This is a genomic window from Microbacterium halimionae (genome assembly GCF_011761265.1).
GTDB classification, from domain to species: domain Bacteria; phylum Actinomycetota; class Actinomycetes; order Actinomycetales; family Microbacteriaceae; genus Microbacterium; species Microbacterium halimionae.
Map to the genome: position 1 here is coordinate 520,707 of NZ_JAAOZB010000002.1, position 26,522 is coordinate 547,228.

The 26,522-nt window shown below is 61.9% G+C and carries 26 protein-coding genes; 14 read left to right on the plus strand and 12 right to left on the minus strand.

Going from position 1 to position 26,522, the window contains the following annotated elements; genetic code table 11:
* Positions 1–21 precede the first annotated feature (21 nt).
* Positions 22–1,419, minus strand: coding sequence for a hypothetical protein (locus FHS06_RS10170; protein ID WP_167048961.1), 1,398 nt, complete (start codon positions 1,417–1,419; stop codon positions 22–24).
* Positions 1,420–1,923: 504 nt separating this feature from the next.
* Here FHS06_RS10170 and FHS06_RS10175 point away from each other — a divergent pair.
* From FHS06_RS10175 to FHS06_RS10205, 7 genes are all read left to right on the plus strand, one after another.
* Positions 1,924–2,124, plus strand: a complete 201-nt coding sequence (locus FHS06_RS10175) for a VOC family protein (protein WP_167048963.1) — start codon at positions 1,924–1,926, stop codon at positions 2,122–2,124.
* Between the two features lie 191 nt (positions 2,125–2,315).
* Positions 2,316–2,978, plus strand: a complete 663-nt coding sequence (locus FHS06_RS10180; RefSeq protein ID WP_167048965.1) for an alpha/beta fold hydrolase — start codon at positions 2,316–2,318, stop codon at positions 2,976–2,978.
* Between the two features lie 103 nt (positions 2,979–3,081).
* A complete protein-coding gene (locus tag FHS06_RS10185; RefSeq protein WP_167048967.1) occupies positions 3,082–4,176 on the plus strand; it encodes a hypothetical protein in 1,095 nt (364 codons plus the stop codon).
* 1 nt (position 4,177) lies between these two features.
* Complete coding sequence (locus FHS06_RS10190; protein WP_167048969.1) at positions 4,178–4,639, plus strand: hypothetical protein; 462 nt, start codon at positions 4,178–4,180, stop codon at positions 4,637–4,639.
* Positions 4,629–5,168 (plus strand): hypothetical protein, encoded by a 540-nt coding sequence (locus FHS06_RS10195; RefSeq protein ID WP_167048971.1) that lies wholly within the window; start codon positions 4,629–4,631, stop codon positions 5,166–5,168. Before FHS06_RS10190 ends, FHS06_RS10195 begins: the two co-directional genes overlap by 11 nt.
* Before the next feature lie 144 nt (positions 5,169–5,312).
* The gene (locus tag FHS06_RS10200; RefSeq protein WP_167048973.1) at positions 5,313–6,542 is read left to right on the plus strand and encodes an alpha/beta hydrolase family protein; all 1,230 of its coding nucleotides are present in this window, start codon (positions 5,313–5,315) and stop codon (positions 6,540–6,542) included.
* A gap of 88 nt (positions 6,543–6,630) precedes the next feature.
* The gene (locus tag FHS06_RS10205) at positions 6,631–6,996 is read left to right on the plus strand and encodes a zinc ribbon domain-containing protein YjdM (RefSeq protein ID WP_167048975.1); all 366 of its coding nucleotides are present in this window, start codon (positions 6,631–6,633) and stop codon (positions 6,994–6,996) included.
* A 4-nt stretch (positions 6,997–7,000) separates the two neighbouring features.
* On the opposite strand, the gene uvrA is transcribed toward FHS06_RS10205, so the two are convergent.
* Positions 7,001–9,445 (minus strand): excinuclease ABC subunit UvrA, encoded by a 2,445-nt coding sequence (uvrA, locus tag FHS06_RS10210; protein WP_167048977.1) that lies wholly within the window; start codon positions 9,443–9,445, stop codon positions 7,001–7,003.
* A gap of 130 nt (positions 9,446–9,575) precedes the next feature.
* Between uvrA and FHS06_RS10215 the strand changes: the two genes are divergently transcribed.
* Positions 9,576–9,905 carry a hypothetical protein gene (locus FHS06_RS10215; RefSeq protein WP_167048978.1) on the plus strand — a complete coding sequence of 110 codons (330 nt, stop codon included), beginning with the start codon at positions 9,576–9,578 and terminating at the stop codon, positions 9,903–9,905.
* A 115-nt stretch (positions 9,906–10,020) separates the two neighbouring features.
* Entirely contained in the window at positions 10,021–11,682 is a 1,662-nt protein-coding gene (gene abc-f / locus FHS06_RS10220; protein ID WP_167048979.1) for a ribosomal protection-like ABC-F family protein, read from the plus strand.
* A gap of 9 nt (positions 11,683–11,691) precedes the next feature.
* On the opposite strand, the gene FHS06_RS10225 is transcribed toward abc-f, so the two are convergent.
* Together FHS06_RS10225 and FHS06_RS10230 are read right to left on the minus strand one after the other, a co-directional pair.
* Complete coding sequence (locus FHS06_RS10225) at positions 11,692–12,039, minus strand: LysR family transcriptional regulator (protein ID WP_165142327.1); 348 nt, start codon at positions 12,037–12,039, stop codon at positions 11,692–11,694.
* Positions 12,040–12,127: 88 nt separating this feature from the next.
* Positions 12,128–13,132: a TerC family protein gene (locus tag FHS06_RS10230; RefSeq protein ID WP_167048980.1), complete on the minus strand. Its 1,005-nt coding sequence runs from the start codon at positions 13,130–13,132 to the stop codon at positions 12,128–12,130.
* Between the two features lie 243 nt (positions 13,133–13,375).
* On the opposite strand from FHS06_RS10230, the gene FHS06_RS10235 reads away from it, so the two are divergent.
* Together FHS06_RS10235 and FHS06_RS14215 are read left to right on the plus strand one after the other, a co-directional pair.
* Positions 13,376–13,732, plus strand: coding sequence for a hypothetical protein (locus FHS06_RS10235; protein WP_167048981.1), 357 nt, complete (start codon positions 13,376–13,378; stop codon positions 13,730–13,732).
* 42 nt (positions 13,733–13,774) lie between these two features.
* The gene (locus FHS06_RS14215; protein ID WP_259392826.1) at positions 13,775–13,906 is read left to right on the plus strand and encodes a hypothetical protein; all 132 of its coding nucleotides are present in this window, start codon (positions 13,775–13,777) and stop codon (positions 13,904–13,906) included.
* A gap of 1 nt (position 13,907) precedes the next feature.
* Here FHS06_RS14215 and FHS06_RS10240 read toward each other — a convergent pair whose 3' ends face one another.
* Together FHS06_RS10240 and FHS06_RS10245 are read right to left on the minus strand one after the other, a co-directional pair.
* Positions 13,908–15,401: an MDR family MFS transporter gene (locus tag FHS06_RS10240; RefSeq protein WP_167048982.1), complete on the minus strand. Its 1,494-nt coding sequence runs from the start codon at positions 15,399–15,401 to the stop codon at positions 13,908–13,910.
* A gap of 120 nt (positions 15,402–15,521) precedes the next feature.
* A complete protein-coding gene (locus FHS06_RS10245) occupies positions 15,522–15,743 on the minus strand; it encodes a hypothetical protein (protein ID WP_167048983.1) in 222 nt (73 codons plus the stop codon).
* A 93-nt stretch (positions 15,744–15,836) separates the two neighbouring features.
* Here FHS06_RS10245 and FHS06_RS10250 point away from each other — a divergent pair, with 93 nt between their 5' ends.
* A complete protein-coding gene (locus FHS06_RS10250; protein WP_167048985.1) occupies positions 15,837–17,735 on the plus strand; it encodes an ABC transporter ATP-binding protein in 1,899 nt (632 codons plus the stop codon).
* Between the two features lie 4 nt (positions 17,736–17,739).
* Here FHS06_RS10250 and FHS06_RS10255 read toward each other — a convergent pair whose 3' ends face one another.
* From FHS06_RS10255 to FHS06_RS10280, 6 genes are read right to left on the minus strand one after another with little or no spacing between them, the layout of a single operon-like run.
* Positions 17,740–18,687, minus strand: coding sequence for a glycosyltransferase family 2 protein (locus FHS06_RS10255; protein WP_167048987.1), 948 nt, complete (start codon positions 18,685–18,687; stop codon positions 17,740–17,742).
* On the minus strand, positions 18,684–19,817 hold the full coding sequence (locus FHS06_RS10260; protein WP_167048989.1) for a cysteine desulfurase family protein: 1,134 nt from the start codon (positions 19,815–19,817) through the stop codon (positions 18,684–18,686). Before FHS06_RS10260 ends, FHS06_RS10255 begins: the two co-directional genes overlap by 4 nt.
* Positions 19,818–19,819: 2 nt before the next feature.
* Positions 19,820–20,686, minus strand: a complete 867-nt coding sequence (gene nadC, locus FHS06_RS10265; RefSeq protein WP_167048991.1) for a carboxylating nicotinate-nucleotide diphosphorylase — start codon at positions 20,684–20,686, stop codon at positions 19,820–19,822.
* On the minus strand, positions 20,680–22,224 hold the full coding sequence (nadB, locus tag FHS06_RS10270; protein ID WP_167048993.1) for an L-aspartate oxidase: 1,545 nt from the start codon (positions 22,222–22,224) through the stop codon (positions 20,680–20,682). Before nadB ends, nadC begins: the two co-directional genes overlap by 7 nt.
* Entirely contained in the window at positions 22,221–23,567 is a 1,347-nt protein-coding gene (nadA, locus tag FHS06_RS10275; RefSeq protein ID WP_167048995.1) for a quinolinate synthase NadA, read from the minus strand. Before nadA ends, nadB begins: the two co-directional genes overlap by 4 nt.
* Positions 23,568–23,578: 11 nt before the next feature.
* Complete coding sequence (locus FHS06_RS10280; protein ID WP_167048997.1) at positions 23,579–24,283, minus strand: NUDIX hydrolase; 705 nt, start codon at positions 24,281–24,283, stop codon at positions 23,579–23,581.
* Between the two features lie 113 nt (positions 24,284–24,396).
* On the opposite strand from FHS06_RS10280, the gene FHS06_RS10285 reads away from it, so the two are divergent.
* Both FHS06_RS10285 and FHS06_RS10290 read left to right on the plus strand, forming a co-directional pair.
* Positions 24,397–25,593 (plus strand): MarP family serine protease, encoded by a 1,197-nt coding sequence (locus tag FHS06_RS10285; protein ID WP_167048999.1) that lies wholly within the window; start codon positions 24,397–24,399, stop codon positions 25,591–25,593.
* Positions 25,594–25,770: 177 nt separating this feature from the next.
* Positions 25,771–26,517, plus strand: a complete 747-nt coding sequence (locus FHS06_RS10290) for a DUF5058 family protein (protein ID WP_167049001.1) — start codon at positions 25,771–25,773, stop codon at positions 26,515–26,517.
* Positions 26,518–26,522 lie beyond the last annotated feature (5 nt).

The window sequence follows — 26,522 nt, forward strand, 5'->3', positions numbered from 1 at the left end:
CGATGGTCAACGATGTTCGAGTCAGATGGCCGTCGCATTCTTGGCGATCCGCGAGCCAACCACCTCGTGAACGACGCTGTCGAGCTCCCATAGCCATCCTCGATGCCCGCTTACGACCGAGAGCGTCTTGACCGCCCACGGGTACCACTTTGACTGCGCCTGCTGTACCGGATCGGTGGGGGTGAAACGCCCATAGTGTGCTGTTGCATTCCGTCGCCCGTACACGGTGCGAATGAAGTCATAAAGGTCACCTCCGTCGGGCCATTGGCGTCCGGCGAGGCTGGCGGATCTGACGAGCTCGAATACGCGAGGAGCGGCTTGGCTGGTGGTGCCCCCATCTGGCCATTGAGTGCCGTCGTCGAGGAATACCTTCGTGGCTTCGGGGACCTCGTTGATCGCGATCGTCTCGAGGACGGCCCAGAGCTTGAAGTACCGAGAATCCTCCTGCTTCTCGCGTCGGGCTTCGAGATAGAGATTGACATACAGCTCGACCTCGGGCGCCGCGGTGAGGGCGCTCCCGACACGGAGGACGTCGCGAGAGCTTTCACCGCCCATGAATCCACCGATGAGGTTCCCGGTGTAGCCTTCGCGGAGGCTCCGGAAGCGGATGTGCTGTGGCGTGCGGCTCTCGAGCGCGATCAGGATGGGCCGAGGCGCCGCGGATCGCAGGTATGCGAGAGAAAGTACGAGTTTTTCTGTCTCGGCCATGACGAGAGTGTCGGCTTCGATTTCGTTTTCCGCCCAAATCTGCGGGAACTCGAACACCGCAAAGTCGTTGCGGCGAAGTCGTTGATTCCATGCTTCGTGGTTGACGCGTCCTGGCCACCCGAGGTGCTCGAGGGAGGCGTTCGTGAGGTCGCGGAGGTCGCCGTCGTGGACCTCAAGCACCTGCGGGTGCACGACGCCGTATGTGGTCGGGATTGGCTGGGTGATTAGCAGCCCTTCGACGAGGACGGCCGCTCGGAACTGTGAGCCCTGACCGGGCGTGCCGAGGGGCTGCTCGAATCGTGTCGCCCTGCGCCTCTGCAGGCCGAGATACAAATCGACGACCTTGTCACCGGCCGTGTTCGGCGAGTTCAGCGCTGTCATTGACACGAACTCGGGATAGACGAGGTCGGGCGCGACAGGAGGTTGCGGCGACGCGGGATCAAACGGCGCCGGGGCGATCCCGGCCGCCGAGACGAAGACGACGCTTTCTCGGTCGATCTCGAATCCGGAAGCGTGGTGCCAGCTTCCCGTGCCGTCGTCTCCGATCTCCATCGAGAACGACATCACCATCACTACCGGTTCGATGTCGTCACTCGAATCGATCTGCGCACTGATGGTTTTGTTGGACCACTCCGGCGCATCGTTGACGAAAACGGTGAACGGCTGCCCGGCCTCAAGGACATAGGGCTCGATCCGGGCGTTGAAGGTCACTCGCGAACGTTACCCAAAACCGCAATATTCCGCGATGCTGGCAATGTATTCGGTGTGGTTAATGAGCTGGCGATCTTACTGACCGGGCTCGGCCGGGAAATCTTGCTTCTCGACGAGCTCGTTGGCTGAATGGACGCGGCAGCCCATCTGAACTGACAGGCTCCGCACCGCGGGTCGTGATACCTATCCGCAACGCGACGTCGTGGAGTTCCGGTTTAACAACTGAAAGTCGACCGCGGCAGGTCTCCTTCCTCGACGTGTGCCCGCCATCGCTGGTGGGCGGGGAGATTTGGGGTGGTGTCTGCGCGCTGACGTTCGCGCCGCCATCTGGCTACTGGTCTGGCCGTATGGCCCTGGTCCACCCGCTAGCCAGGGACATTCGCTGCTCCGGGAGCGTGCTAGCGTTACGGCCCCCGCAAGCTTGAGGACGGGGCGCCGTATGAGGAGCTGGCTTTCGTCGGATGGCTCGAAGCCGCTTGGCATCTCGAACTCGTCAAGGACGCGATGGTTACGCCGAACCCCACGGAAGAAGATCTCCTGGTGCTCTACCTGGCGGAACCCATCGACGACGCGCTGGTTGCTCGCATCGAGGCCGCAGGCGGCGTTGCTGTCGACGCGCGCAACCCGTACTGGAACGAAAATGGCGTCACGGTCGAGGATCCTGACGGGTATCGGCTCGTTCTCTCGACTCGCGTTTGGTCGTGAGGCTCTCGTCTGAGATCTGCGTCAACCTCTGGCCACTGACAGGCTGCGGTTGCTGGTCACTTAGACTTTATTCGGCTACGGAACGTTGTGGAGTTCCGGTTTAATAGCGGACCCCCGTCCGGTCGGTGTGCACGCGGTTCTCCGCGTGCACATTTATGTGACACGACCACACCCCGAGAGGACTCGAGACCATGGCCGATACCCAGATTTTCGAACCCGATGCCCGGGCTATTCCCTACGCCATTGAGGGCAATGGGGCTGCTGTCGTGCTGATTGCGGGGCAGGGGCTTAACATCGATTCGCTCGGGACGCTCGCGCACTCGGTTGCGGCCGAAGACTTCACGCTCGTGCGAATCGGCTCGCGCCGACCGTCGGATGCCGCAGTCTCGATGCGAGACATCGCACAAGACGTGATTGACGTGATGGACCACCTCAAGGTTGCAGATGCCTGGGTCGGCGGCCACGGCTTCGGCGGCTCTGTCGCACGCGAGGTCGCTGTCGACTACGCTGCTCGCGTCAATGGTCTGCTGCTCCTCGGTGTCGAATCTGCGGATCAGTCCGGTGGGCTCGACGTTGCGCTGATTCCCGAGCACCTGCGCGATGTAGACGTTGCAGAGCTCCAGGGCGCAGCGCGCGAAGCATCTGATCTTGCGCCGCTGGCTGACGGCATCCCCGTGCTCGTCATTCAGGCAACGGAAGACCCCATCACGCCCGCCGCGAATGGCGATGCGCTGCAGGCTGCCGCGCCCGACCGGGTGAGCGTTGTGCGTGTGGAGGGTGCTGCGCATATGTTTCCTGTGACGCATATTGGCGAGGCATCCTGGGCCATCGAGGACTACCTCGACTGGGACTAGAAGTGCCGCCTGCGGGTTCTTGCCCTGCCGTTATCTACGACCTGAATCGTGAATTTGGTTTGCTGAGTTTTCGCAGACTAGTCTTCCGACGACAGGGGAGCATATGTCCGTCACGGTAGATACGTCGTCGATCTATTCGGCTGAGACTGCGACGGAAGAGTTAGCGTCCGACGCCAATGGCGCCATCGGTTACCTTTCGACGCACATCGATTCGTCACAACAGTGGGTTAAAGGCGCGCTGATGGACATGCTGCTCGAGAGCCATGCCGAGTACGTGTCAGCGGTCGAGCGAGGCCTCGATGCGACTCGCACATGCCTCTCATCGGCTTCTGTTGCACTCCGAGACGTCGCGAAACGGTACGACCTGTCGGAAGAGGATGCACTCGAGCTCGTTCGTGATCTCTTCAAAGACTTAGACGGCTCGGTAGTTTCCGAACCCATCACAGGTTCCTCGCCGCGGCTCAACACGAGCGCAGCGTTGCCGTCAGCGTCGCTTGTCGAGCCACAGTCAGTGATGTCGGACTCTGGTTTTGCCGTGGTGTGGGCGATTTTGGCCTGGCCTGACTACCTCTCGATTTCATTTTGGGCGCGCCAGCTGATCAACGGCGCGGTGCAGCTCATCAGCCCGGGGACCTTCGGCGGGCAAGACATGTTCGACTACCTAGCCCAGCAGCTCGGCGGGGATTGGGACCGAGTGGCTCTTGCGGGGGACGCCTTCGGCAACCTCGGTGATTATTACCAAGGACTATCAAACTCAGTAAACGACGTAGGTGTCGACCTGTTCTCGGGATGGTCTGAGGGCGACGGGGCGTCAACCGCTGGCGAATATTTTGCGGAACTCGTCTCCGCGTTCGCTTCGCAGCGCACTGTCTACGAAGACCTCGATCAGAAGTACACGAATGCTGCGTGGACTGCGTTCGGTGCCTGCAAAGCGATGATTTCAGCAATCGACGCGCTCGTTGATGCTGTGATCGCAGCGGTGATGGGCGTCGAGTCGATTGGTTCGGCAATCGCTGCAGTATTCACGGCGGGCGGTACTGCACCCGCGGCGGTCGTCACCGCTGTGATCGCGGCTGTCGAAGCATTCTCGGCCGCCTGGGGGATCATGGTCACGGCTTTTTCAGCCAGTATCGCGGTTGGCGCGGCGCTGGGCTCGGCAACTCAAGAAATTGAGTTCTTGCCACTACCAGGAGCGTGATGTGACCGATCCCGATATCTCCCCGATGTTGAGGCGCCTTGTCGACGACGACTATCGCAGTGAGCTGAAGTCTCGGCTGGAAGCGATCGCTGACGAGACAGAAGACGAGGCCTATGCGAGTCGATTGCGGCTTGTCGCTCGCGGAGAACGGCCGCTTCGAACATTGCTTGCTGATCCGGCCTGGAACAAGCAGTTTCAGCCGGCGGTCGAGGCACTCGACGTCGCACCGGAGTTCTCTCAAAAGGAGCGGGAAGTGCTTGACCGTCGAGTGGCCCAGGCGCGAGACCGAGCGTTGGACGTGATCTCGAACACCGCCGAAGCGCAGCAGGATGCAGTGGAGATCGCTGACCGTGCAGAAAGGGTCCGCGAAACCATCCGCCAGGAAGAAATTTCAGGATGGACCTACGTTCACCCGGCAGCGGATGAGAGCGAAGCCGATGACGGGGGAGCCCATGAGCGTTAACGCCGACGTGCGAGAAGTTCGGTATTTGCCGGCTGCGCGTACGCGCTATGCAGAGACGCTAGCGCCGTTGGTGCGGAAACAGGCGATTCTGCTCATCATTCTCGGGTGCCTGTTTGTCTTCATGGCGGTCGTCGTTCCGGCGATAGCGTTCTCTATGGGTGGCAGCGCTGAACCGCTCCGTGTGGTTATCGGGTTGGGCATACTCAGTCTGATCCCGATCGCCCTGCTCGTCGCCGGCATTCGACAGCTCCGCTTGAGGCCAGCGCTTCCTGAGGTCGCGTTCACGGTTTCTTCGGAGTCAGTGGTCTTTTCTCGACGTGAGAAGACCACGCTGTTGAGCCGCACCCGCCCAGAGCTGCGGTGGGATCGACGAGCAACCACGGTGCGCGTCGACACGGTGGGCCCGAAGGCTGATGAGGTCTTGATTTTCACGACGAAAATCGGCAGTGCGACGCGAACCGAGCGCCAGACCACGGACGTTTTAGACACACCGGTTGCCGAGATCCTCGCGGCTGTTCAAGCGCCGTAGGTCGGGCGGCGTCTTCTGGGGTGTCGACCAAGGGTAGCGCGAGGAGAAAATTCCTCGCGCTACGCCTTCCGTGTTCTATAAGCTGCTGGCGGCCGCGCCGCTAAACCAGGCAGCTTGGCCCACACACATAAGGGGCACCTCGCCATGTCACGCGCATCCAGTTCTCACGCTCACAAATTCTCTGAAGACGCCGATTACGACTTCGAGATTCGCACCGTGCTCGGGCTGAGTAGCGAAGGTGCATCCGACATCGGCGAGGTGCTCGCAGCCACGGCCGGGATCAAGAAAGGCGATCACAAAGCGTGGCTCGAGGCGTGGCGCACGCTGGCGCAACGAACCCTCGATACAGCGGATGCCTCGGCCTCGGCCGGACGCCGTGTCAGCGCTGCCGAAGCCTACCTGCGAGCGTCGGTTTACTTCGGTGTAGCGGTTAATGCGATCAGCGCCACCGACGACCTCACCGCGCTTGTGCCGACTTTCGCCACCCAGCAAGCAGCATGGGATTCATTCGTAGATCATTCGGCAACTGACATCGAACGAGTGGCGATTCCTTATGAGAGTTCAACGCTGCCGGGCTACTTCTTGCGTCCCCGAGCGAATGCGAATGGCCGAACGATCATCGCTGTGAACGGCAGCGACGGGTCCACTGCCGCGCTCTGGGCTGTGTGCGCGTCGCCTGCTCTGAAGCGCGGGTACAACGTGCTCCTCTTTGACGGGCCCGGCCAGCAGTCGCAACTTTTCGAGCACAATGTTCCGTTTCGGCCCGACTGGGAGAACGTCCTCACTCCGGTGTTTGACTTTGTCGCCGGGGTCGACGGTGTCAACGAAGACCGTATTGCGGTTTATGGCATAAGCCAAGGCGGCTATTGGGTACCACGTGCGCTCGCCTTCGAACACCGATTCGCGGCAGCGATAGCCGACCCTGGGGTCGTTGATGTCTCGACATCATGGACAGCACACATTCCCAAGAGCCTGATGAAGTTGCTTGACGAAAAGGAGGAAGCGAAGTTCGATAACCAGATGCGCATGGGGATGAAGTTCTCGTCAGAGACCGCCAACACTTGGAGGTTTCGTGCGAGGCCCTACGGCATGTCGGGCTACGCCGAGACAGTCGAAGCTGTGCGCACTTACAACCTTGAAGCGCACGCAGCAAAGATCACGACGCCGATATTTGTCACCGACCCCGAAGACGAACAGTTCTGGCCAGGGCAGTCAGAACGTCTCGCCGAGCTCACAAGCAGCGTGTCTACCCTGAGCCATTTCACCGCAGCAGAAGGTGCGAGCGGCCACTGTCAGCCCCTTGCCCGTGACCTCACAGCGCAGCGCATGTTCGACTGGCTTGACGAGCACTTCGACTCGCTGGAAGCTCGGTAACTCTGAGGCGGGTGCGCCTGGAAGATAGTCTCGATGGTGAGGAGCACGTCGGCCCGCTGGGGGAAGACGGTGAGCTCCCTGGGGATAAATGTCTACTGTTTTGCCGCCGTGTCCTGCGTGTGCGAGTGAATACGCGTATGAGTCGGGTGCGATGCTCGTTTGCCCGATGTGCGGACATGAGTGGACGCCCGAATCCGCAGACAGCACCGATTCGGCTGAAACCGAGCGCGTCGTGAAGGATGCCGTCGGCAACGTGCTCGCGGATGGCGACACCGTGTCGATCCTGAAAGACCTGAAGGTCAAAGGTGCCGGAGGCGGCACGGTGAAGGTCGGCACAAAGGTGCGCGGCATCCGTCTCATCTCGCACGGCGTCGGAGACCATGACATCGATGCGAAGGTTCCCGGTTTCGGCCAGATGCAACTGAAATCGAGCGTGGTCAAGAAGGTTCTTTGAAGCCCTAGCGCCCCAGCCACATCGCAAGGTGCTCCGCCGTCGCGCCCTCGCCGCGCGCAACGTCCCGAGGTGTACCTGTGGTGACCACTTGGCCGCCCACATCGCCGCCACCGGGGCCCATGTCGATCATCCAGTCGCTCGCGGTGATTGCTGACTGGTCGTGCTCGACGAGAACGACCGTGTTGCCGGCATCCACGAGCTGTTGCAGCTGGTCGAGCAGAAGCTCGACATCGGCCGGATGAAGGCCAGAAGTTGGCTCGTCAAGCAGGTAGAGCGTGTGGCCGCGGTGGGCGCGCTGCAGCTCGGTCGCGAGTTTGATGCGCTGGGCTTCGCCGCCGCTCAGTTCGGTGGCGGGCTGACCGAGGCGCAGGTATCCGAGGCCGACATCACTCAGCGTCTCAAGGCTGCGGGATGCTGCGGGCACATCGGCGAAGAACACTGCGGCATCCTTCACTGTCATACCCAAGACATCCGCAATCGACGTGTCGCGGTACGTCACCTCGAGAGTCTCGGCGTTGTATCGGGCTCCGTGGCAGGTGTGGCACGCGGCGTACGTGCCGGGCAAGAACATGAGTTCGACCGAGACGAATCCCTCGCCCTGGCAGGTCTCGCATCGCCCTCCCGCGACGTTGAACGAGAAGCGGCCGGCGTTGTAGCCGCGAGATTTTGCTTCGTCGGTAGCCGCGAAGAGCTTTCGCACTGTGTCGAACATGCCGGTGTAGGTCGCCAGGTTCGAGCGTGGGGTGCGGCCGATCGGGCGCTGATCCACCACGACGAGCCGATCGAAAGCTTCAGCGCCCGAGACGTTCTGCACATCGAGATCGAGCACGGCTTCATCCGGATCTTCGGGTGTCGTGCCCAATCGATCGCGAACGACGTGGGCCAGCACCTGGGTGACGAGCGTCGACTTGCCCGAGCCTGAAACCCCGGTGACAGCCGTCATCACACCGAGTGGCACCTCGACCGATGTCTCTCGCAGATTGTGCCGTGTGATGCCATCGAGTCGCAGCCACCCGGTGGGTGTGCGGGGCTCGTGCTCTGGCGCCGACGCAGTGGGGAAGAGATAGCGCGCAGTGACGGAGTTTGTGGCTTCACGCATCCCGTCGACGGGACCTGAGTAGACCACGTGTCCGCCGCCTTCACCGGCTGCGGGTCCGATGTCGACAACCCAGTCGGCACGACGGATCACATCGAGGTCGTGCTCGACGACAAAGAGCGAGTTGCCCGACGCTTTGAGCCGTTCGAGTACTTCGAGCAGCGGCTTGGCGTCGGCCGGATGCAGCCCCGCAGACGGTTCGTCAAGCACATAGACCACCCCGAAGAGTCCGGACCGCAACTGGGTCGCGATGCGCAGGCGCTGCGCTTCGCCGGGCGACAGCGTGGTGGAGTTGCGGCCGAGGCTGAGGTATCCGAGGCCCAGGTCGAGCAATACATCGACGCGCGAAATGACGTCGGCAGCGATCCGTTCCGCGGCCTCGCTGTTGTCTCCAGCGGATGCCCCGGCGCCCACGCCGACGCCGCGCTTCAGTTCACCCGCGAGCTCGGCAAGCGGTACAGCGTTCATCTCGGCGATCGTGCGGTCGGAGTATGTCACCGCACGTGCCTCGGCACGCAGGCCACTACCGCCGCACTCGGGGCACGACATACTTTGCACGAAGCGGAGAGCGCGCTCCCGCATCCGGTCGCTTTGAGACGACGAGAGCACGTGCATAACGTGCTTGCGAGCGCTCCAGAACTTGCCGTAGTAGCCGTGGTCGACACGGCCCTCTTCGGGCTTGATCAACACGGAGGGCTGCTCGTCGGTATAGAGCAGCCAGTCACGGTTTTTGCGGGGGAGCGCGCGCCAGGGCTTTTCGATGTCGATGTCGAGGCCCCGCACAATGCTGCGGAGGTTCGCGCCCTGCCACGCGCCGGGCCACGCGGCGATTGCGCCGTCGCGGATGCTGAGCGATGTATCGGGAACGAGGAGTTCTTCGGTGACGTCGTGCACAGTGCCGAGACCCTGGCAGCGCGGGCACGCGCCAGCGGCGGTGTTGGGGGAGAAGGCTTCTGCCGAAAGGTGTCCCGCGCCCTCGGGGTACGTGCCCGCGCGGGAGTAAAGCATGCGCAGCAGATTGGAGAGCGTGGTGATCGTGCCGACTGTCGAGCGCGAGCTCGGGGCCCCGCGGCGTTGCTGCAGCGCGACCGCCGGGGGAAGACCCGTGATCTCATCGACCTCAGGTGCGCCAACCTGATTCAGGAGGCGACGAGCGTAGGGCGCGACCGACTCGAAATAGCGGCGCTGCGCCTCGGCGTACAGTGTGCCGAACGCCAGCGACGACTTGCCCGAGCCAGATACCCCAGTGAAGACGACCATGCAATCGCGGGGAACATCGATGTCGATGTTCTGCAGATTGTGCTCGCGGGCGCCGCGAACGTGCACCCAGCCATCGTGGTCGTCGGGGTTCATCCAGTCACCGTTCTCGTTGCTTCGGGTGCGCTCGTTTCGAACACAGCGCCCCACGATACGCGTGAATAGAAAACGGCCCCGAGGGTTGCGGAGGTGGGTAGGGTGTGCCGTCCACTCGTAAACTCTGGGCATGAGCGACGATCCGCTGCGCACGCTATTTGGAGCGCTCCCGCCGCCGAAGCAGACGGCGCGGGCCCGAACGCGGCGCGACACCGCCACGGGGGCCGCGTTCATGTTGCTCGGCGTCACGATATTTCTTGGTGGCGTGCTCATCGCGGCGATCGCGGTTATCTTGTTTTTCTACGACATCTGGATAGCGCTATTTGGCGGCTTCACCACCATCGAGAACGTGGTCCTGACAGTGGGGCTGCAGCTACTTCTCGGAATCAGCGGAATCGTCGTCACCTGGATCGGTATCAGTCTTGGTCTCTACGGCGTCAAACGATTGCTGCGCGACTGAACCTCGGTTATTCGGTTATTCGGCCGTCGGGGCGAACGAACCCGACGCCCTCGACCTGCCCCCTCGAACCCATGACCAGGCGCTGGCGCCCGTGCGGCAATGCGAAGATTGAGGGATGACCGCAACACTCGTCGCCCATGGAATCGCTGGCGGGTACGGCCATCGCACGCTCTTCGACTCGCTTGAACTCACAGTTGCTCCAGGCGACGTTGTCGGGGTCGTCGGTGCGAACGGCGCAGGCAAGTCGACGCTGCTCCGGTTGCTCGCCGGCATCGACGCGCCGCAGGCCGGAACCATCACGCTGCAGCCGGCTGATGCGTTTGTGGGCTGGCTGCCGCAAGAGCACGAGCGCGTAGTGGGCGAGACGGTCTCCGAATACATCGCGCGCCGCACGGGGTGCAAAGAGGCGACGACAGAGATGGATGCCGCAGCCACAGCCCTCGGCGACACATCACTCTCGGCGGGCAACGGCCCCGACCCGGCCGATGTGTACTCAGCGGCTCTTGAGCGTTGGCTTGCAAGCGGCGCCGCCGACCTCGATGAGCGCCTCCCTGTTGTGCTCGCGGACCTCGGGCTCACAGCCGTAGGCTTTGAACATGCGGAGATGACGTCACTTTCGGGTGGTCAAGCTGCTCGGGTGGGACTTGCGGCGCTGATGCTCTCCCGCTTCGACATCGTGCTGCTCGATGAACCCACCAATGATCTCGACCTCGATGGGCTCGAACGCCTCGAAACCTTTGTGCGGCAACTGCGCGGCGGCGTGGTGCTGGTCAGCCACGACCGTGAGTTTCTCGCACGCTGTGTCACGCGGGTACTGGAACTCGACCTGGCGCAGAATTCGAACCGCGTTTTCGGCGGCGGATACGACGCGTATCTCGAAGAGCGCGCAACGGTGCGCCGTCATGCCCGCGAGAAATACGACGAGTTCGCTGACAAAAGGGCTGATCTTGTTTCTCGCGCCCGAACTCAGCGCGAGTGGTCGAGCCAGGGCGTTCGCAACGCGATGAAGAAGTCGCCCGACAACGACAAGATCCGGCGCAAAGCTTCGGTCGAATCGAGCGAAAAGCAAGCCCAGAAGGTGCGCCAGATGGAAAGCCGCATCGCTCGGCTCGACGAGGTGGATGAACCGCGCAAGGAATGGCAGCTCGAATTCACGATCGGTGCGGCTCCACGTTCGGGCTCCGTCGTGTCGACGCTCAGCGCGGCAGTCCTCACCCAGGGCGACTTCACGCTGGGTCCGGTTTCGCTTCAAGTCAACTCGGGGGAGCGCATCGGTATCACTGGCCCGAACGGTGCAGGTAAGTCGACGCTGCTTCGCGCTTTACTCGGCCGGCAAGCGCCGACCGAGGGAACGGCGAGTCTCGGCTCGAGTGTGCAAATTGGGGAGATCGACCAGGCGCGCTCGAAGCTTTCGGGAACACAGCCACTTGCGGCGGCCTTCGAAGAGCTTGTGCCGTCGATGGCATCTGGCGAGGTGCGCACGCTCCTTGCCAAGTTCGGTCTCAAAGTCGATCACGTGAATCGACCTGCCAACGAGCTCTCGCCGGGGGAGCGCACGCGAGCGGGCCTTGCACTATTGCAGGCAGAAGGCATCAACCTGCTCGTGCTCGATGAGCCCACAAACCACCTCGACCTCGTCGCTATCGAGCAGCTTGAGCAGGCGCTTGAGTCCTACGAAGGCACACTGCTACTCGTTACACACGACCGGCGGATGCTCGACACTGTGCGTATCGACCGCCGCTGGCGCGTCGAGGCAGGCCGCGTTTCTGAGCTTTAAGCAGGCCTTTTAGCGGCCCTGGCGCTTCTTGTAGGGCTTGGGCTGGCCCTTGACTACGGGCGCGCGTCCTTTACCCTTCGACGCTTTAGCTTTACCGCCCGCGGGTACCTTCGGTTTCTCAGCAGGAGCGGGGGCCGCTGCAATCTCTTCTTTCGCGTCGGCGAGCAGCAAAATTCCTGCCTGAGTTAGTGCAGTCTTGCCCTGCTCAGTGGTGAAGAGAGGATGCCCGATCTCGGCCTCGAGCTTCTCAATCGAGGTGTAGAGCGAGGGGAGCGGAATGTTCAAGGCCTGGGCCGTCCGCGGAAAGTGCAGTTCTTCGGCTACCGCGACAAAGCGCTGAAGCTGTGTGATGTTCACGGGTGCCTTTCGTCAGTGCGCGCGGATCAAGCGGGGTGGGGTAGCGCCTACCCATCATTCCAGGATAGGTGCCACAGCTCACGCGGCCTTACTCGGCGTCGGGAGCGCCGAGATGCGCCGTTTCTGCGCGCCGATCGCCGCGCGTCTTGATCAGGCTCGCGACGGTGGCGACGGTGATCGTTGCGCCGATGAAGAGCAGCGAGAACCAGATCGGTATTTCGGGTGCCCATTCCACGTGTTGTCCACCGTTGATGAATGGCAGCTCATTGACGTGCAGGGCGTGCAGTACGAGCTTCACACCGATGAACGCGAGGATGACGGCGAGTCCCTGCGCGAGATAAACCAAACGCTCCAGGAGGCCACCGATCAGGAAGTAGAGCTGGCGCAGCCCCATGAGTGCGAATGCGTTCGCGGTAAAGACGATGTAGGCCTCTGATGTGAGGCCGTAGATCGCGGGAATCGAATCCAGGGCAAAGACGAGGTCGATGAAGCCGATGGCAATAATCGTGAGAAAAAGCGGTGTCACCCACCGGCGTCCGTCTTTGCGAACTGTCAGCCTGTCGCCGTGATATTCGTCGGTGACGGGCAGGATTCGGCGAACAAAGCGCATGAAGAGGCCGTTCGCCGGGTCGCTTTCGTGGCTACCTCGCGCCTGCTGTATCGCGAGGTAGAGCAGGAAACCACCGAAGATGTAAAAGACCCACGAGTAGTTTTCGATCAGTGCAGCACCGGCCGCAATGAAGATGCCCCGAAGGATCAGCGCGATGATGATTCCGATCATCAGCACCTTCTGCTGATAGATCTTCGGTACGGCAAAGCCCGTCATGATGATGAGAAAGACAAAAAGATTGTCGATCGACAGTGCCTTCTCGGTGAGATACCCGGCGAAGTACTCGCCGCCGAATGTCCAACCCGAAACAACGCCTATTCCGACGCCGAATAGCAGTGCGAGTCCGATATAGAACGCTGACCAGCGAGCCGACTCACCGATTGTGGGCTCGTGGGGCTTTCGCACGTGTACGAAGAATTCGTAGACGAAGAACGCGATCGTCACAGCGATCGTAATGACCCAGACGAGGGGGGTGATGTTCAAGAGATACTCCAAGCTTGGCGTGAGGTTATCAGCGCCAAGGTCTCTTCCATTCCCCGAATCAGGAACCGGTGGCCCGGGATGCCGATCGCATCCGTATTGACGAGCCGACCGTATCGGAATACTCCCCTTGGACTTTCAATAGTAGGGGATGCCGCAGCACTGTTGCTTCGCTCGCCAAGCCCCGACAGGATGTACACAACGAGCGGCGTGTCCGATGCGTTGCTTCCGAGGTGAGGATCCACCATGGCAGCACGACGACCCTTTGGCGTGACGCTTGTCGCGCTGTTCGCATGGATCACTGGCGTGCTTCAAATAGTCACCGGCATTCTTGCCCTGTTCGGCGGTGCTGCGATCGTGGGGCTTGTTGCGATCGCCGTAGGTGCGATCACAATCCTCGTGAGCCTTGGGCTGTTCGGTGGCAGTCGCGGATCGCGGATTCTCGTGACGATCGTGTTCATCATCAACATCGCCGGGTCGATCGCGTTGATGATCACCGGGGACTATTCGTTCTGGACTGCTCTGGGTAGCGCCTTCTTGCCTGTGATCGCACTCATCTTGCTCTACACCGGCCGCGCGAATTCATTCTTTGGTCGCTCGTAGCGAAACACGCCCTTATCTGGGGCAAGTGTCTAAGCTGGAGAGATGTCCGAAAACGTGACTCCTCTGCAACCGCTGCTCTCGACGACGCTTGTCGGAGAAAAGCCGCTTCTTGAGATCCTCGAATCTGAGGGCAATTGCTGCTCCGGGGATACCTGCGGCATCCCCGGAGCGTAACTCAGTGCCCGACGACGGGCGCTGAATCGTTGTCGGCGGGCTTCTTGATAAGAGGCGCTCCGACCAGCAGCAAAGTCGCGATCGCGGCTGAGATGAAGAACGCGGCCCGCGTGCCTGCGGCACCCGCCGCAGATTCGGTCGCTCCCGCGGCGATTTCGGATGCTGACACCGACGACATGACGGTGATCATCACTGCGATACCGGCGGCGCCGGCTACCTGCTGAATGGTATTCACTACCGCACTGCCGTACGAGTACATCTTCGGGTTCAATGATCCGAGCGACGCCGTAAACAGTGGCGTGAACGACAGGGCGAGCCCGACCGAAAGAAGACCCTGAGCGAGAACGAGGAACCATACCGGCGTCGAGTCGGTGAGGGTTGTGAACGTCCACAGTGTTCCGACGATGAGTATCGACCCGGGGATCAGCAGCGGCTTCGTTCCCCAGCGGTCGTAGAGACGTCCGACGACGGGTGCCGCGAGCCCCATGGCGATCGCGCCGGGAAGCACAATCAGGCCCGAATCGAGAGCACTCATGCCGAGAGGGCCCTGCGCATAAAGGGGAAGGATAGTGATTGCTCCGAAGAATGCCATTGACATTACGGCGAGATAGATCACGCACAGCGTGAAGTTGGAGACGCGAAAGACGCGCATGTCCATAAGTGCGTTATCGGTGCGCTGCAGTCGCAACTGTCGCCACACGAAGATGCCGAGCGAGATCACGCCGATCGCGAGCGAGATGACCAGTGAAGCTGTGCTGGCGGATGCTGCCGCCGAATCGCCACCGTGAGCTTCGGCGCCGCCGATCTGGCTGAGACCGAAGACGATTCCACCGAAACCGAAGGCAGAGAGCACGACCGATGCGATATCGATGGGCGCGCGACGAGTCTCACCAATGTTGCGAATCCAGCGCGATCCGACGAAAAGAGACGCGAGCGCGATGGGCAGAATGATGCCGAAGATCCAGCGCCACGAAAGAGTGTCGAGGATGAGACCCGAAAGTGTCGGTCCGATCGCGGGAGCGAAAGCGATAACGATGCTGACGCGGCCCATCATGCGCCCGCGAGCGTGTGCGGGAATGACTGTCATGAGTGTTGTCATGAGCAGCGGCATCATGATCGCGGTACCGGAGGCTTGCACCACGCGCGCTGCGAGCAGAAACTCGAAGGTGGGGGCAAGAAGCGCAATCGTCGTACCTGCTGAGAAAAGACTCATCGCCGCGATAAAGACAGCGCGCGTCGTGAAACGCTGCAGCAAAAACCCGGTAATCGGAATGACGACGGCCATCGTGAGCATGAATGCCGTCGTCAGCCATTGCGCGGCGACAGCTGTGATCCCGAAGTCATCGATGAGGTGCGGGATTGCAATACTCATTGTCGTCTCGTTCAAGATGGCGACAAAAGCTGCTGTCAACAGCAACCAGATGAGGCGCGTGGCCTCGGGCGTCACAACCTGGGGTGCGGCAGTTGGGGTGGTGGCGGTGGCGGGGGAAGCCATGGGTCTCCTCGTCAAAGATGCGCCGTGGCGCATCGAGTACTGCTGCGTGTGTGCAACGTGTGTTGAAACAACGGTCCCCCCGGCGGCATTCCGTCGAGGGGACAAAAAGTCTAGAGAGATTTAATTCTCGTCTGACTCACTGTCGGGGTTCGGGTCGGCCCGATCCCAATCGGTAGAACCGATTGCCTCGGTCGGATGCGGTGCGCCCTCTGCTTCTCGCAAAGCTTCGGGCTCCGGGTCGACAAGTTCTTCCTTCGACTTGCTCGCGAGCTCATCAATGACCTTGCGAAGTTCGGCAAGATCGGATCCGTTGTGGGCGGGATGCTCGGGCGTCGTTGTCATCCAACAACTCTAAGGCAACCTCTCGAGACTGGCACCTCAAAACGCATGTAGTGTGACATGTAAAGCGTAGATGTCGGCGCGCGAGGAGATTTTATGAGTGGACCAGGCGGTCACGGCGGAGGATTCAGAGGCGTCTATGTTTCTGCGCAAAAGGAACTCAACGCCTCGGCGCCCCGTATCCCCAATCTCGGTCGTCGCGTCGTCGCTCTCTTCAGCGCATATCGCCTAAAGCTCTCGTTCACCGTCTTTCTTGTGTTGGTTGGCGCGGGTGTCGCCGTCATCCCGCCGCTGCTGGTGGAGCGTGTGTTCGATGACGCGCTTTTCCCCACCACTGGCGGGCCCGATGTGCCACTGCTCGTGCGGTTAGTAAGCATTATGGTGGGACTCTTCTTTTTGTCAGCCGTGCTGGGCGTCGGCCAGACGTGGTTGACCTCCACCGTCGGCAATCAGGTCACGGGTGACCTGCGCCAGCGGCTCTTTGACCGCCTCCAAGAGATGGAATTGAGCTTTTTCACTCGCACCAAGACCGGTGTGATCCAGTCACGTCTGCAGAATGACGTGGGTGGTGTTTCTGATGTGCTGACGAACGCCGTGACGAGCATCCTCGGCAACACCGTGACTGTCATCGCTTCGCTCGTCGCGATGATTTTGATCGACTGGCGATTGACGATCGTCGCTGTGGTGCTCATGCCGATACTCGCTGTCATCCAGCGTCGCGTCGGCCAGGTGCGCGCGCGGATTGCGACCAAGACTCAAGAGTCTCTGTCTGAACTCACGGCGATCACTCAAGAGACGCTGAGCGTCTCCGGCATCCTTCTTTCGAAGTCTTTCAACCGTCAGCAGGCGGAGTCGACCCGGTACTCCTCAGAGAATTCGAACCAGATTCACCTACAGGTGCGGCGAGCAATGAGCGGCCAAGGATTCTTCGCCATTGTCATGGTGGTCATGTCGAGCGTTCCTGCTGTCATCTATCTGGTAGCCGGGTTGCTCCTCGACGGCGGATCGAGCGGGCTCACCGCAGGCACCATCGTCGCATTCACCACGGTACAAGCGCGTTTGCTGCAGCCGCTGATGGGCCTCATGCGAGTGAGTCTTGACGTGCAGACTTCGACAGCGCTCTTCGCGCGCATTTTTGAGTATCTCGACCTGAAGCCGTCGATTGTCGATGCGCCGGATGCAACGGACGTCGCTGACGGGCCGGGTCCCATGGGTCGAGTGGAATTTCGCGACGTCGAGTTTCGCTACAGCGATGCGTCGGATGACTCGACAGCGACGCTCGACGGGGTGTCGTTCGTCGCCGAACCGGGAGCTCACGTCGCGCTTGTCGGGCCCTCAGGGGCGGGAAAGTCAACAGTGTTATCGCTGGCGTCGCGGCTTTATGAGGCCACGGGTGGCGCGGTGCTGTTTGCTGGCAGCGACGTGCGTCAGGTGAAACAGCACTCGATCATCGACCACGTCGGCATCGTCTCTCAAGAGACGTATCTTTTTCACGCGAGCATCGCTGACAACCTGCGCTATGCGAAGCCGGACGCGACTGATGAAGAGCTCATCGAAGCGTGCCGAGCCGCCAGCATCCATCACGTTATTGAAACCTTCGAGCAGGGCTACGACACGATCGTCGGAGAACGCGGATACCGCCTCTCCGGCGGAGAAAAGCAGCGCATCGCGATCGCACGGGTGCTGCTGAAAGATCCACCCGTCCTCCTGCTCGATGAAGCGACCTCGGCTCTCGACACCGTGTCGGAGCGCATCGTGCAAGAGGCATTGGATGCCGCAGCCAACGGCCGCACGACAATTACGATCGCCCATCGGCTCTCGACGGTCATTGGTGCCGACGTCATCCATGTCGTCGATCACGGCCACATCGTCGAGAGCGGAAGCCATGCAACTCTTCTTGCGGAGGGTGGTTTGTACGCTGACCTCGTGGCGGAGCAGCTCGCCTCATCACGCGTACTTGCCGATGAAGAGACCCTCGCCGAGCAAGAACGGTAGGCCGCTACCAGGCGCTCGCCGCGATGATCGATTTCTTCAAGGCCTCCCCAGCGGGTACGCGTGCGATCAGCTCTCGAGTAAATGCGCCGAGAGTCGCCCGATAAACCGGGTCGGGGTGAGAGCCGGCGATCTCCACAAGCCGGGGCACGTCCATGCGCAGGATCTGACCGATCCGAGCGGATGCCGCAGCGGTACTTCCGGTGGCATCGAGTACATCGATGCCATCACGCATTGCTGTGATGCAGGCCGTGAGTACTGTCAGGTTCGCTTCTGCCTGCGTGATCGAAGACCCATCAGCGCGGACTCGCCAGAGCGCCACAACATCGGGAATGACATCAAACGCTCGGGCGCCCACGTAGAGGTGCTGGGCGATTGCCTGGTCTTCATAGAGCTGATCATTGGGAAATCGCAACGAAAGTCGCTCCCACAACGACGAACGAGTGACTTTCGACCACGCCACGACGTTCGCAGTCACCTCGGGATGGGTGACGAGTGTGGCCGCGTCGCGAGCGGGCGATGTCGAAGCTGATACCCACGGCTGCACGTCGCCGCGGAGGTAGGTTCCGTCGGGCTGTGGCCGCAACCGCACATACGCTCCGGTGACAAGATCACTGCCCGTGCGCTGGACGGTGGCAACCATTCGTTCCAGGGCGGTCTCGGTGAGTACGTCATCGGCGTCGAGGAACGCGACGAACTCGGTGTCGACCAGATCGAGACCGGTATTGCGTGCGGCGCCGAGTCCGCGGCGGAATGGGTGGTGCACGACGCGGAACCGGGGATCGGTCGTCGTCGCCTCGTCGAACCGGGTGCCAGTGGCATCCGTTGACCCGTCATCGACGAGAATCGCCTGCCACGCCGTCATCGTTTGGGCGCGGAGAGAATCGATCGCTTCGGCAACGTAGCGCGCGACGTTGAAGCCGGGAACGATTACCGTGACGAGCGCGGGACTCATGCTGTGAGCTGCGCAACAGCGGCGGCGACCGCGTCGGCGACGGGAGCGAGCGGGTCGTGCTGAGTGTGAGCGAAGGTGAAGCGCACAGCGGTCTGTGCCGTATCGGGGGCAACGCCCAGAGCTGTCAAAACGTGTGATGGCTCATCACTTCCGGCAGCGCATGCCGAGCCGCTCGATGACACGACGCCGCGACGCTCGAGTTCGAGGAGAACTGCCTCGCCGCTCGTACCTTCGAACGTAAAGCTCGCACTGTTGGCGAGGCGATGCGCGACCGAGCCTGTCAGTCGGGCGCTCGGTACACGCTGCAGGACCCGTGTCACGAATTCATCGCGGAGGTGCCCCACGCGATGAACCGACTCGATTCGTTCGGCTTCCGCGAGTTCTAGGGCGAGCGCAAAGCCAACGGCTCCGGCAACGTTTTCGGTGCCGCTGCGGCGATCACGCTCTTGCCCGCCGCCGTGGAGGAGCGGCTCGAGCGGGATTCTTCCGCGGATGGCCAGCACGCCGGTGCCGGGAGGAGCCCCAATTTTATGACCTGCAATGGCCATCGAATCCGCGCCGAGCCCGGCCAACGGCAGCCAACCTGCGGCTTGCACGGCATCGACATGGAGGGGAACCCGGTGTGCCTTGGCCACGGTGCTGAGGGACGCGGCATCCTGCACGGTGCCGACTTCGTTGTTGGCGTAGCCGATGGCGGCAAGCGCGGTGCGGTCGCTGAGGGCTTCGTCGAGTGCCGCCGCATCGAGTCGACCTGCGCTGTCGACCTCAAGCAGCGTGGCGGTGAATCCATGAATGCGTTGCAGATAGTCGACCGACTGCAAAATCGACTCGTGCTCAATGGCCGTCGTGATCACATGCGACGCGCCTCGCGCGGATGCCGCGGCCACAGCGATTCCCTTGATCGCGAGGTTGTTCGCCTCGGTGCCGCCGGAGGTGAACACGATGTCGCCCGTTCGCATACCGACGACCCTGGCGACCCGTGCGCGAGCGTCGGCGAGAGCGGAAGCCGCAGCCTCACCGACCGTGTGATGGCTCGAAGGGTTACCGAACCACTCCGCGAGGTACGGCCAGATAGCGTCTCTCACCTCTGGGCGCACGGGTGTTGTCGCCGCATTGTCGAGGTAGAGCATGGCTACGCGTTCAGGGCGGTGCTGATCGAGATGTCGAGCCCGAGATCGAGCGCCCGCGCCGAGTGGGTAAGCGCGCCGACCGAGATGACGTCGACACCCGTTGCGGCGATGTCGCCAACGGTTTCGAGTGAGACCCCACCGGATGCCTCGATGGTGGCGCGCCCGGCGACCTGAGCGACACCGGTTCGGAGGTCATCGAGTGAGAAATTGTCGAGCATGATCGTGCCAATACCGGCCGCGAGCACAGCTTCAATCTGCTCTAGCCGGTCAACCTCCACTTCGACGTGCGTGGTGTGGGGGAGCTTTGCAATCGCCTGCTGCAACGCTGTCGTCACGTCGAGGCCGCCGGCGGTGAGGACCGCAAGGTGATTGTCTTTGGCCATCACCGCGTCAGAGAGCGAGAAACGGTGGTTGTATCCGCCGCCCGAGCGAACGGCATGACGCTCGAAAGCCCGGAGTCCTGGTGTGGTCTTGCGGGTATCGACGATGCGCGCTTTCGTGCCAGCGACCTTGGTGACATACGTCGCTGTCAAAGTCGCGATGCCCGACATGCGCTGCGCAAAATTCAACCCGATGCGCTCCCCGGTGAGCACGCCCTGAGCGGGTCCACTCACTCGAGCGAGGATGTCGCCCGGCGCGAAACTATCGCCGTCGGCGACGAGAAGCTCAACCTCGATGCGCGGATCGGTCTTCGTGAAAGCCGCGGCAAAGACTTCGCCACCCGAAAAGACACCAGGTTCGCGCGCGACGAGGTCGGCTCGAGCGTTAGCCGACGATGGGATAAGCGACTCGCTTGTGATGTCTCCCCACGGAGCGTCCTCGGCGAGAGCCGCGGCAACTGTGGTCTGAATCTGGGCGTGCGTCAGCATGTGACTGCCTCTCGCGCGAGCGCTGCTGTCTCTGGCGCTGTTGTCTCTGGTGCTGCAGAGTCGACTCGAAAATGCGCGCCGACCGAGATCGGGCGTCGGCGGGCGGCATCAACAACTGCACGTGCGACGAGGAGCAGGTTCTCGTCCTCGTGCGCTGCGACGGATGTGGGTGTGCGATCGAGCGAACTCCACCACGCCAACACGGATGCCGCGTGCTCGAGTCCTGCGGCAGAGCGCACCAATCCGGCGTCATTCCACATGAGGTCCTGCAGTGCGGCACGGCTGAAGGTTGGAAATGACGCAGCAACGTCTGCCGACGGCGTGGCATTTGCTGTTCGCGGAGCGTGAGGAAGCTGACCCGAAGTGGGCATAACCGAAGGCGGGAGAGCGGCGGCCGTGCGCGCCGCAAAGACGGCACCCTCGAGTAGCGAGTTGGATGCGAGGCGATTGGCGCCGTGTACGCCGGTGCGAGCTGCTTCGCCCACGGCGAAGAGACCGGCAAGGCTTGTGCGGCCATCGAGATCGGTAGAAATTCCACCCATCAAATAGTGTGCCGCAGGCGTCACCGGAATGGGATTGTTGCCCCAGTCGAGCCCACGGTCATGCACCGCTGCATCGATTGTAGGAAATCGGGTAGCGAGAAAATTGCCGCCGAGAGCTGTGGCATCGAGGCGCACCGGGCGGCCATCTTGCTCCGCCATCTTTCGCGCGATTGCGCGGGCAACAACGTCGCGCGGAGCAAGCTCGCCGTCGGGGTGTGAATCGAAGCAGAAGCGGTAGCCGTTGTCATCGATGAGAGTTGCACCTTCGCCTCGCACAGCCTCTGACACGAGGAATGCCTCGCCGGCAGCGAGGACGGTGGGGTGGAACTGCACGAACTCCATGTCTGTCACGGCAGCACCGGCGCGAAGAGCCGCCGCGATGCCGTCACCGGTAGCGACGGACGGGTTAGTGGTGTGCGCGTAAAGACGCCCGGCCCCGCCGGTGGCGAGGACAACGGCATCCGCTCTGAGCGACAGCGTTGCGTCGTCGGTAATGAGCGTCACTCCAACGACGGCGCCGTGTTCAAGCATGAGGTCTTCGAGGAAAGCGTGTTCGATGACCCGCACTCCACGAGCGGCAACCCGAGCGACAAGCGCCTGCTCGATTGCGGTGCCCGTCGCATCGCCACCGGCGTGGAGAACGCGCGGATACGAATGGGCGGCCTCGAGCCCCTTGACGAACTCGCCGGAAGCATCGCGGTCAAATGCGACGCCCCACTGCACGAGCTCCCGGATGCGTTCGGGCCCCTCCGAAACGAGGACCCGCACCGCCTCCGGGTCCGCAATACCCGCGCCCGCAGTCACCGTGTCGGCGATATGCGACTCGGTGCTGTCGTCGGCAAAACTCACAGCGGCGATGCCGCCCTGTGCGTAGCGCGTGTTGGCTTGAGAGAGCTCGTCTTTCGTGACGACAGTAACCTCGAGCCCGCGCTCAGCGGCATGCAGCGCCGTCACGAGCCCCGCGATGCCGCTGCCCACAACGATCACGGAGGTCATGACTTATTCCGACCATCCGCGATCGGCTTTGCCGCCAGCATCCGCTCAAGAGCAACGCGTGCCGGGTCAGCGACGTCAGCGGGCACTGTGATCTGGTTGATGACGTTTCCGGAGACCAGGCCCTCGAGCACCCACGCCAGGTAGCCCGGGTGAATTCGGTACATCGTCGAGCAGGGGCACACCACCGGGTCAAGGCAGAAGATCGTGTGCTGCGGGTACTCCGCCGCGAGCCGCTGCACGAGGTTGATTTCGGTGCCGACGGCAAAGACTGTCGGCTCGGTCGCGGCGGCGATTGCCTTCCGGATGTAGTCAGTCGAACCGGCCTCATCTGCGGCGTCGACAACGTCCATCGGGCACTCGGGGTGCACGATCACTCGTACGCCCGGAAAATCCGAGCGTGCCTTGTCGATCTGCGCCACGGTGAATCGGCGATGCACTGAGCAAAAACCGTGCCACAGGATGACGCGAGCATCTTCGAGTGTTGACTCATCGTTGCCACCGAGCGCGCGATTGGGGTTCCACATCGGCATCTGCTCAAGCGGTACGCCCATCGCTTTCGCGGTGTTGCGACCAAGGTGCTGATCGGGAAAGAAGAGCACGCGACGGCCGCGTGCAAAGGCCCACTCGAGCACCGTGCGCGCGTTCGACGAGGTGCAGACGATGCCGCCGTGGCGTCCGACGAAGCCCTTGATGGCTGCGGAAGAGTTCATGTAGGTCACGGGAACGACCGGAACAAGACCATCGGCATCCTGCTGATCCATCGGGCCGTAGACCTCTTCGAGGTCTTCCCAGCACTCTTCGACCTGGTCGATATTGGCCATATCGGCCATCGAGCAGCCGGCGGCAAGGTTCGGCAAGATGACGGCCTGCTTGGGGGTTGAGAGAAGGTCGGCGGTTTCTGCCATGAAGTGCACGCCGCAGAACACGATCGCTTCGGCCTCGGGATGCTCTTTCGCGGCCCCCGCAAGCTGGAACGAATCACCCACGTAGTCCGCGTGCTCGATCACCTCTTCACGCTGATAAAAGTGCCCGAGCACCATCACGCGATCACCAAGAGTCTGCTTTGCTGCCAAAATTCGTGCGTGCAGATCGGCATCGGATGCCTCGCGGTACTCGAGCGGCAGTTCTCCCTGTCGGGGTGACCCGGCGGGTATCACGTCGCCCATCGACGCACCCGGGCCGTAGCCGGGGCGAGTGTCGAAGTTCCAGGGACCAGCGGCAAGGTCTGTGTTACACGTTTCGGTGTTGGTTTCACCCGAGACGATGGCCTGAATCTCGTGATCGACGCTGGGGTCAATCGGTGTGCCGGGGCGGTCTTGCAGTGTCAGGGGAGTGGCGGTCATAGCGATGTCCTTCAGTGGGCGAGCGGGCCGCGATCGGCGAGCTCGACATCCTGGTTATAGCGATAAAGGCGGGCCGGTCGGTGGCTACCGGTGCGGAAAGATTCGGTGGGCAAAAGCGTGTCTGCGCTCTCTACCTGCCGGCGAAAATTCGCCGGGTCCAGGCGTCTGCCAAGAATTGCCTCATACACCTCGCGAAGTTCGGCAAGAGTGAATTCATCTGCGAGAAGTCCGTGGGCGATCTGGCTGTAGCCAACCTTGTTACGCAAGCGCCAAAGGGCGTAACCCACAATCTGGTTGTGATCGAAAGCCAACGGCGGAAGCGAAGCCGCATCGAACCACGCCACGTTCTCAAACGACTCGGTGCGCGAGATGTCTTCTCGCACGAGTGCCCAGTAGACGATCGACACGACACGAGTCGGTGAACGGTCAACGGCCCCGAAAGCGTAGAGCTGCTCAAGATAGCTCGGCGAGAGTCCGGTTGTCTCAGCGAGCGTCCGAGACGCCGCACTCTCGAGGTTCTCGGCGATATCCAGCCAGCCGCCGGGGAGTGCCCATGCGCTTTCGTGCGGGTCACGGGTGCGCTTCACCAGCGGAAGCACAAGCGTTGGCCGCACTTCGCCCGGTTCGCGGCGCAGGCTGAAGATCACTGTCGATACCGCGACGCGGGTGACGTCGGTGCCGACAGCGGCAGAAGCAACGGATGCTGTTCGTGTCATGGTGACCTTAACCTCAGCACGATCTTAATGTCTCTTTGACTAGAAGGTCAATTTCATGATCGGCACAGCTTCGACACCTACGCTTAGCGTCGCAAACGTGAGGGAGTGGTTCAGTGCTGGTTGTTGACGTCATCGCGATAGTGATGCTCGTGCTCGCGCTCCTCATCGGCTTCCGGCGGGGACTCTTGTCATCGCTCGGAGTGCTCGGCGGGCTCGTGTTCGGCTGCATAGCCGTCTTCTGGGTCGTGCCGCTTCTTACTCCGTACCTCCCAGAACTCGTTCCCGACGCTGGATGGCGTGCCGCGGCATCCGTCGCTTTGCCCATCTTGATCATCGTTGTGTGCGCGAGCATCGGGTCAGCGATCGGCGGATTTCTCCGGCGCGGCGTTGACCGCACGCCATTGCGCGGCATCGAGAGGCTGCTCGGGGGTGCGCTCGGCGTCGTGGTTGCAGCTCTCACGCTGTCGCTTGTCGGCCAATCCGTGGCACTCGCGGGAGTACCGGTGGTTTCCGCTGCGGTGTCATCATCGCGAGTTCTTGGCGTTATCGATTCGCTCACTCCGGAGCCGGTAGACACCGGGCTTGCGCGGGTGCAGGCCCTCTTGCGAGACGAAGCTTTGCCGCAGCTCAGTGATGTGCTCGATATAGGTCTCGCGCTCGGAAACTCGCAACCCGCGCCCGAAATCTCACTCGACGATCCCGCGCTCAACGACGCTGCGCAGTCGGTAGCGCGCGTGTCGGGAGCGGCATACCTGTGTGGCACCACATCGAGCGGCACGGGCTTTGTGATCTCCTCTGATCGCGTGCTGACCAACGCGCACGTCGTCGCTGGCGTTGATACGCCGATGGTGGAGTTCCCGGGCGAAAGCGTGAGAGAGGGTCGCGTCGTGTACTTCGACCCTGTTGACGATCTTGCCGTCATCGCCGTCGATGATCTTGGGGTCGCCCCGTTGTCGGTTGCACCAACGCTCGAAGCCGGGGCGGAAGCCGTCATGCAGGGATATCCATACGGTGGTCCGTTCAGCATGGTCGGGGCGCGAGTGATCTCAACGGGTTCGGCCTCAGTGCCGGACGTGTACGGCACGTCGAGCTCGCCGCGCGAGATATACGCACTGACGGCGGATGTCTTTCCAGGCAACTCGGGAGGTCCGCTGTTGTCTGTTGACGGAGAGGTGGTGGGCGTGATCTTCGCCCGCGCCGATAGCGGTGAAAGCATCGGCTACGCGATGACTCCGAGCGAGTTTCTGCCCGTCGTTGCAGAATCTGTCGCCGACACTGAACCTGTCGACACCGGGGCTTGCGTGAGCTGAGGCTCATTTACGGCACTGCCAGTGAGGGTGCTTTACGCGGCGGGCGTCCCGTCGTTACTGTCGGGAAACATATCGCTAGTTGACTGCGGTGTCGGGACGTAGGCCGCAGCGCGATGGCGGCGTATGCCAAAAATCCGTGCGACGGCCCGTCTCGTTTCGCCTGCCTGGAGACCCAAAATGAACCTGCTGCACCAATCTGTCGATGCTGATTCGACAGACATTCTCGCGATCGCGAATTCGCCTGTTCTCTGGATCTGCGCTCTCTCAGTTCTTGCAGTCATCGTGATTCAGTCGGTCATTTACTTTCTTGCAGTTCGGCGGGTCTCGCCCGACGCGGGGTTGACACCGTCCGACAGTGCAAAAGCCATGCGTACCGGAGCGTTCGCTGCCATCGGTCCATCTCTCGCAGTGGCGATGATCGCGATCGCGCTGATATCGCTGTTTGGCACGCCAGCAACTCTCGTCCGCATTGGACTCATCGGATCGGCACCGTACGAGACGCTCTCAGCCAGCATCGCCACGAACGTGCAGGGGGCAACACTCGGCGGAGAGGGATACACACAGGGCGTCTTCGCGGTAGCTCTCCTCGCGATGGCGATCGCCGGCTCGATGTGGATGATCGTCACGTTGATCGCTACCCCGTTTCTCTCCCGTGGTTCGGTAAAGCTCTCTAAGGCGAATCCACTCGTAATGACGATCATCCCCGCCGCGGCGCTCGCCGGTGCCTTCTTCACCAATGTGCTCATCGAGGGCGCTAAAGGGTGGATCAACGCCGTCGTGGTCATCGTTTCGGCAGGCATCGTGGCACTCGCTGTTTTTTTGGCTAAGCGACTGCGCGCCGGTTGGCTGCAGGAATGGGCGCTGGGTTTCGGAATCATCGGCAGCGTGCTCGTTGCCTACGCCCTCAGCAGCGCTACAGCCTGATCGAC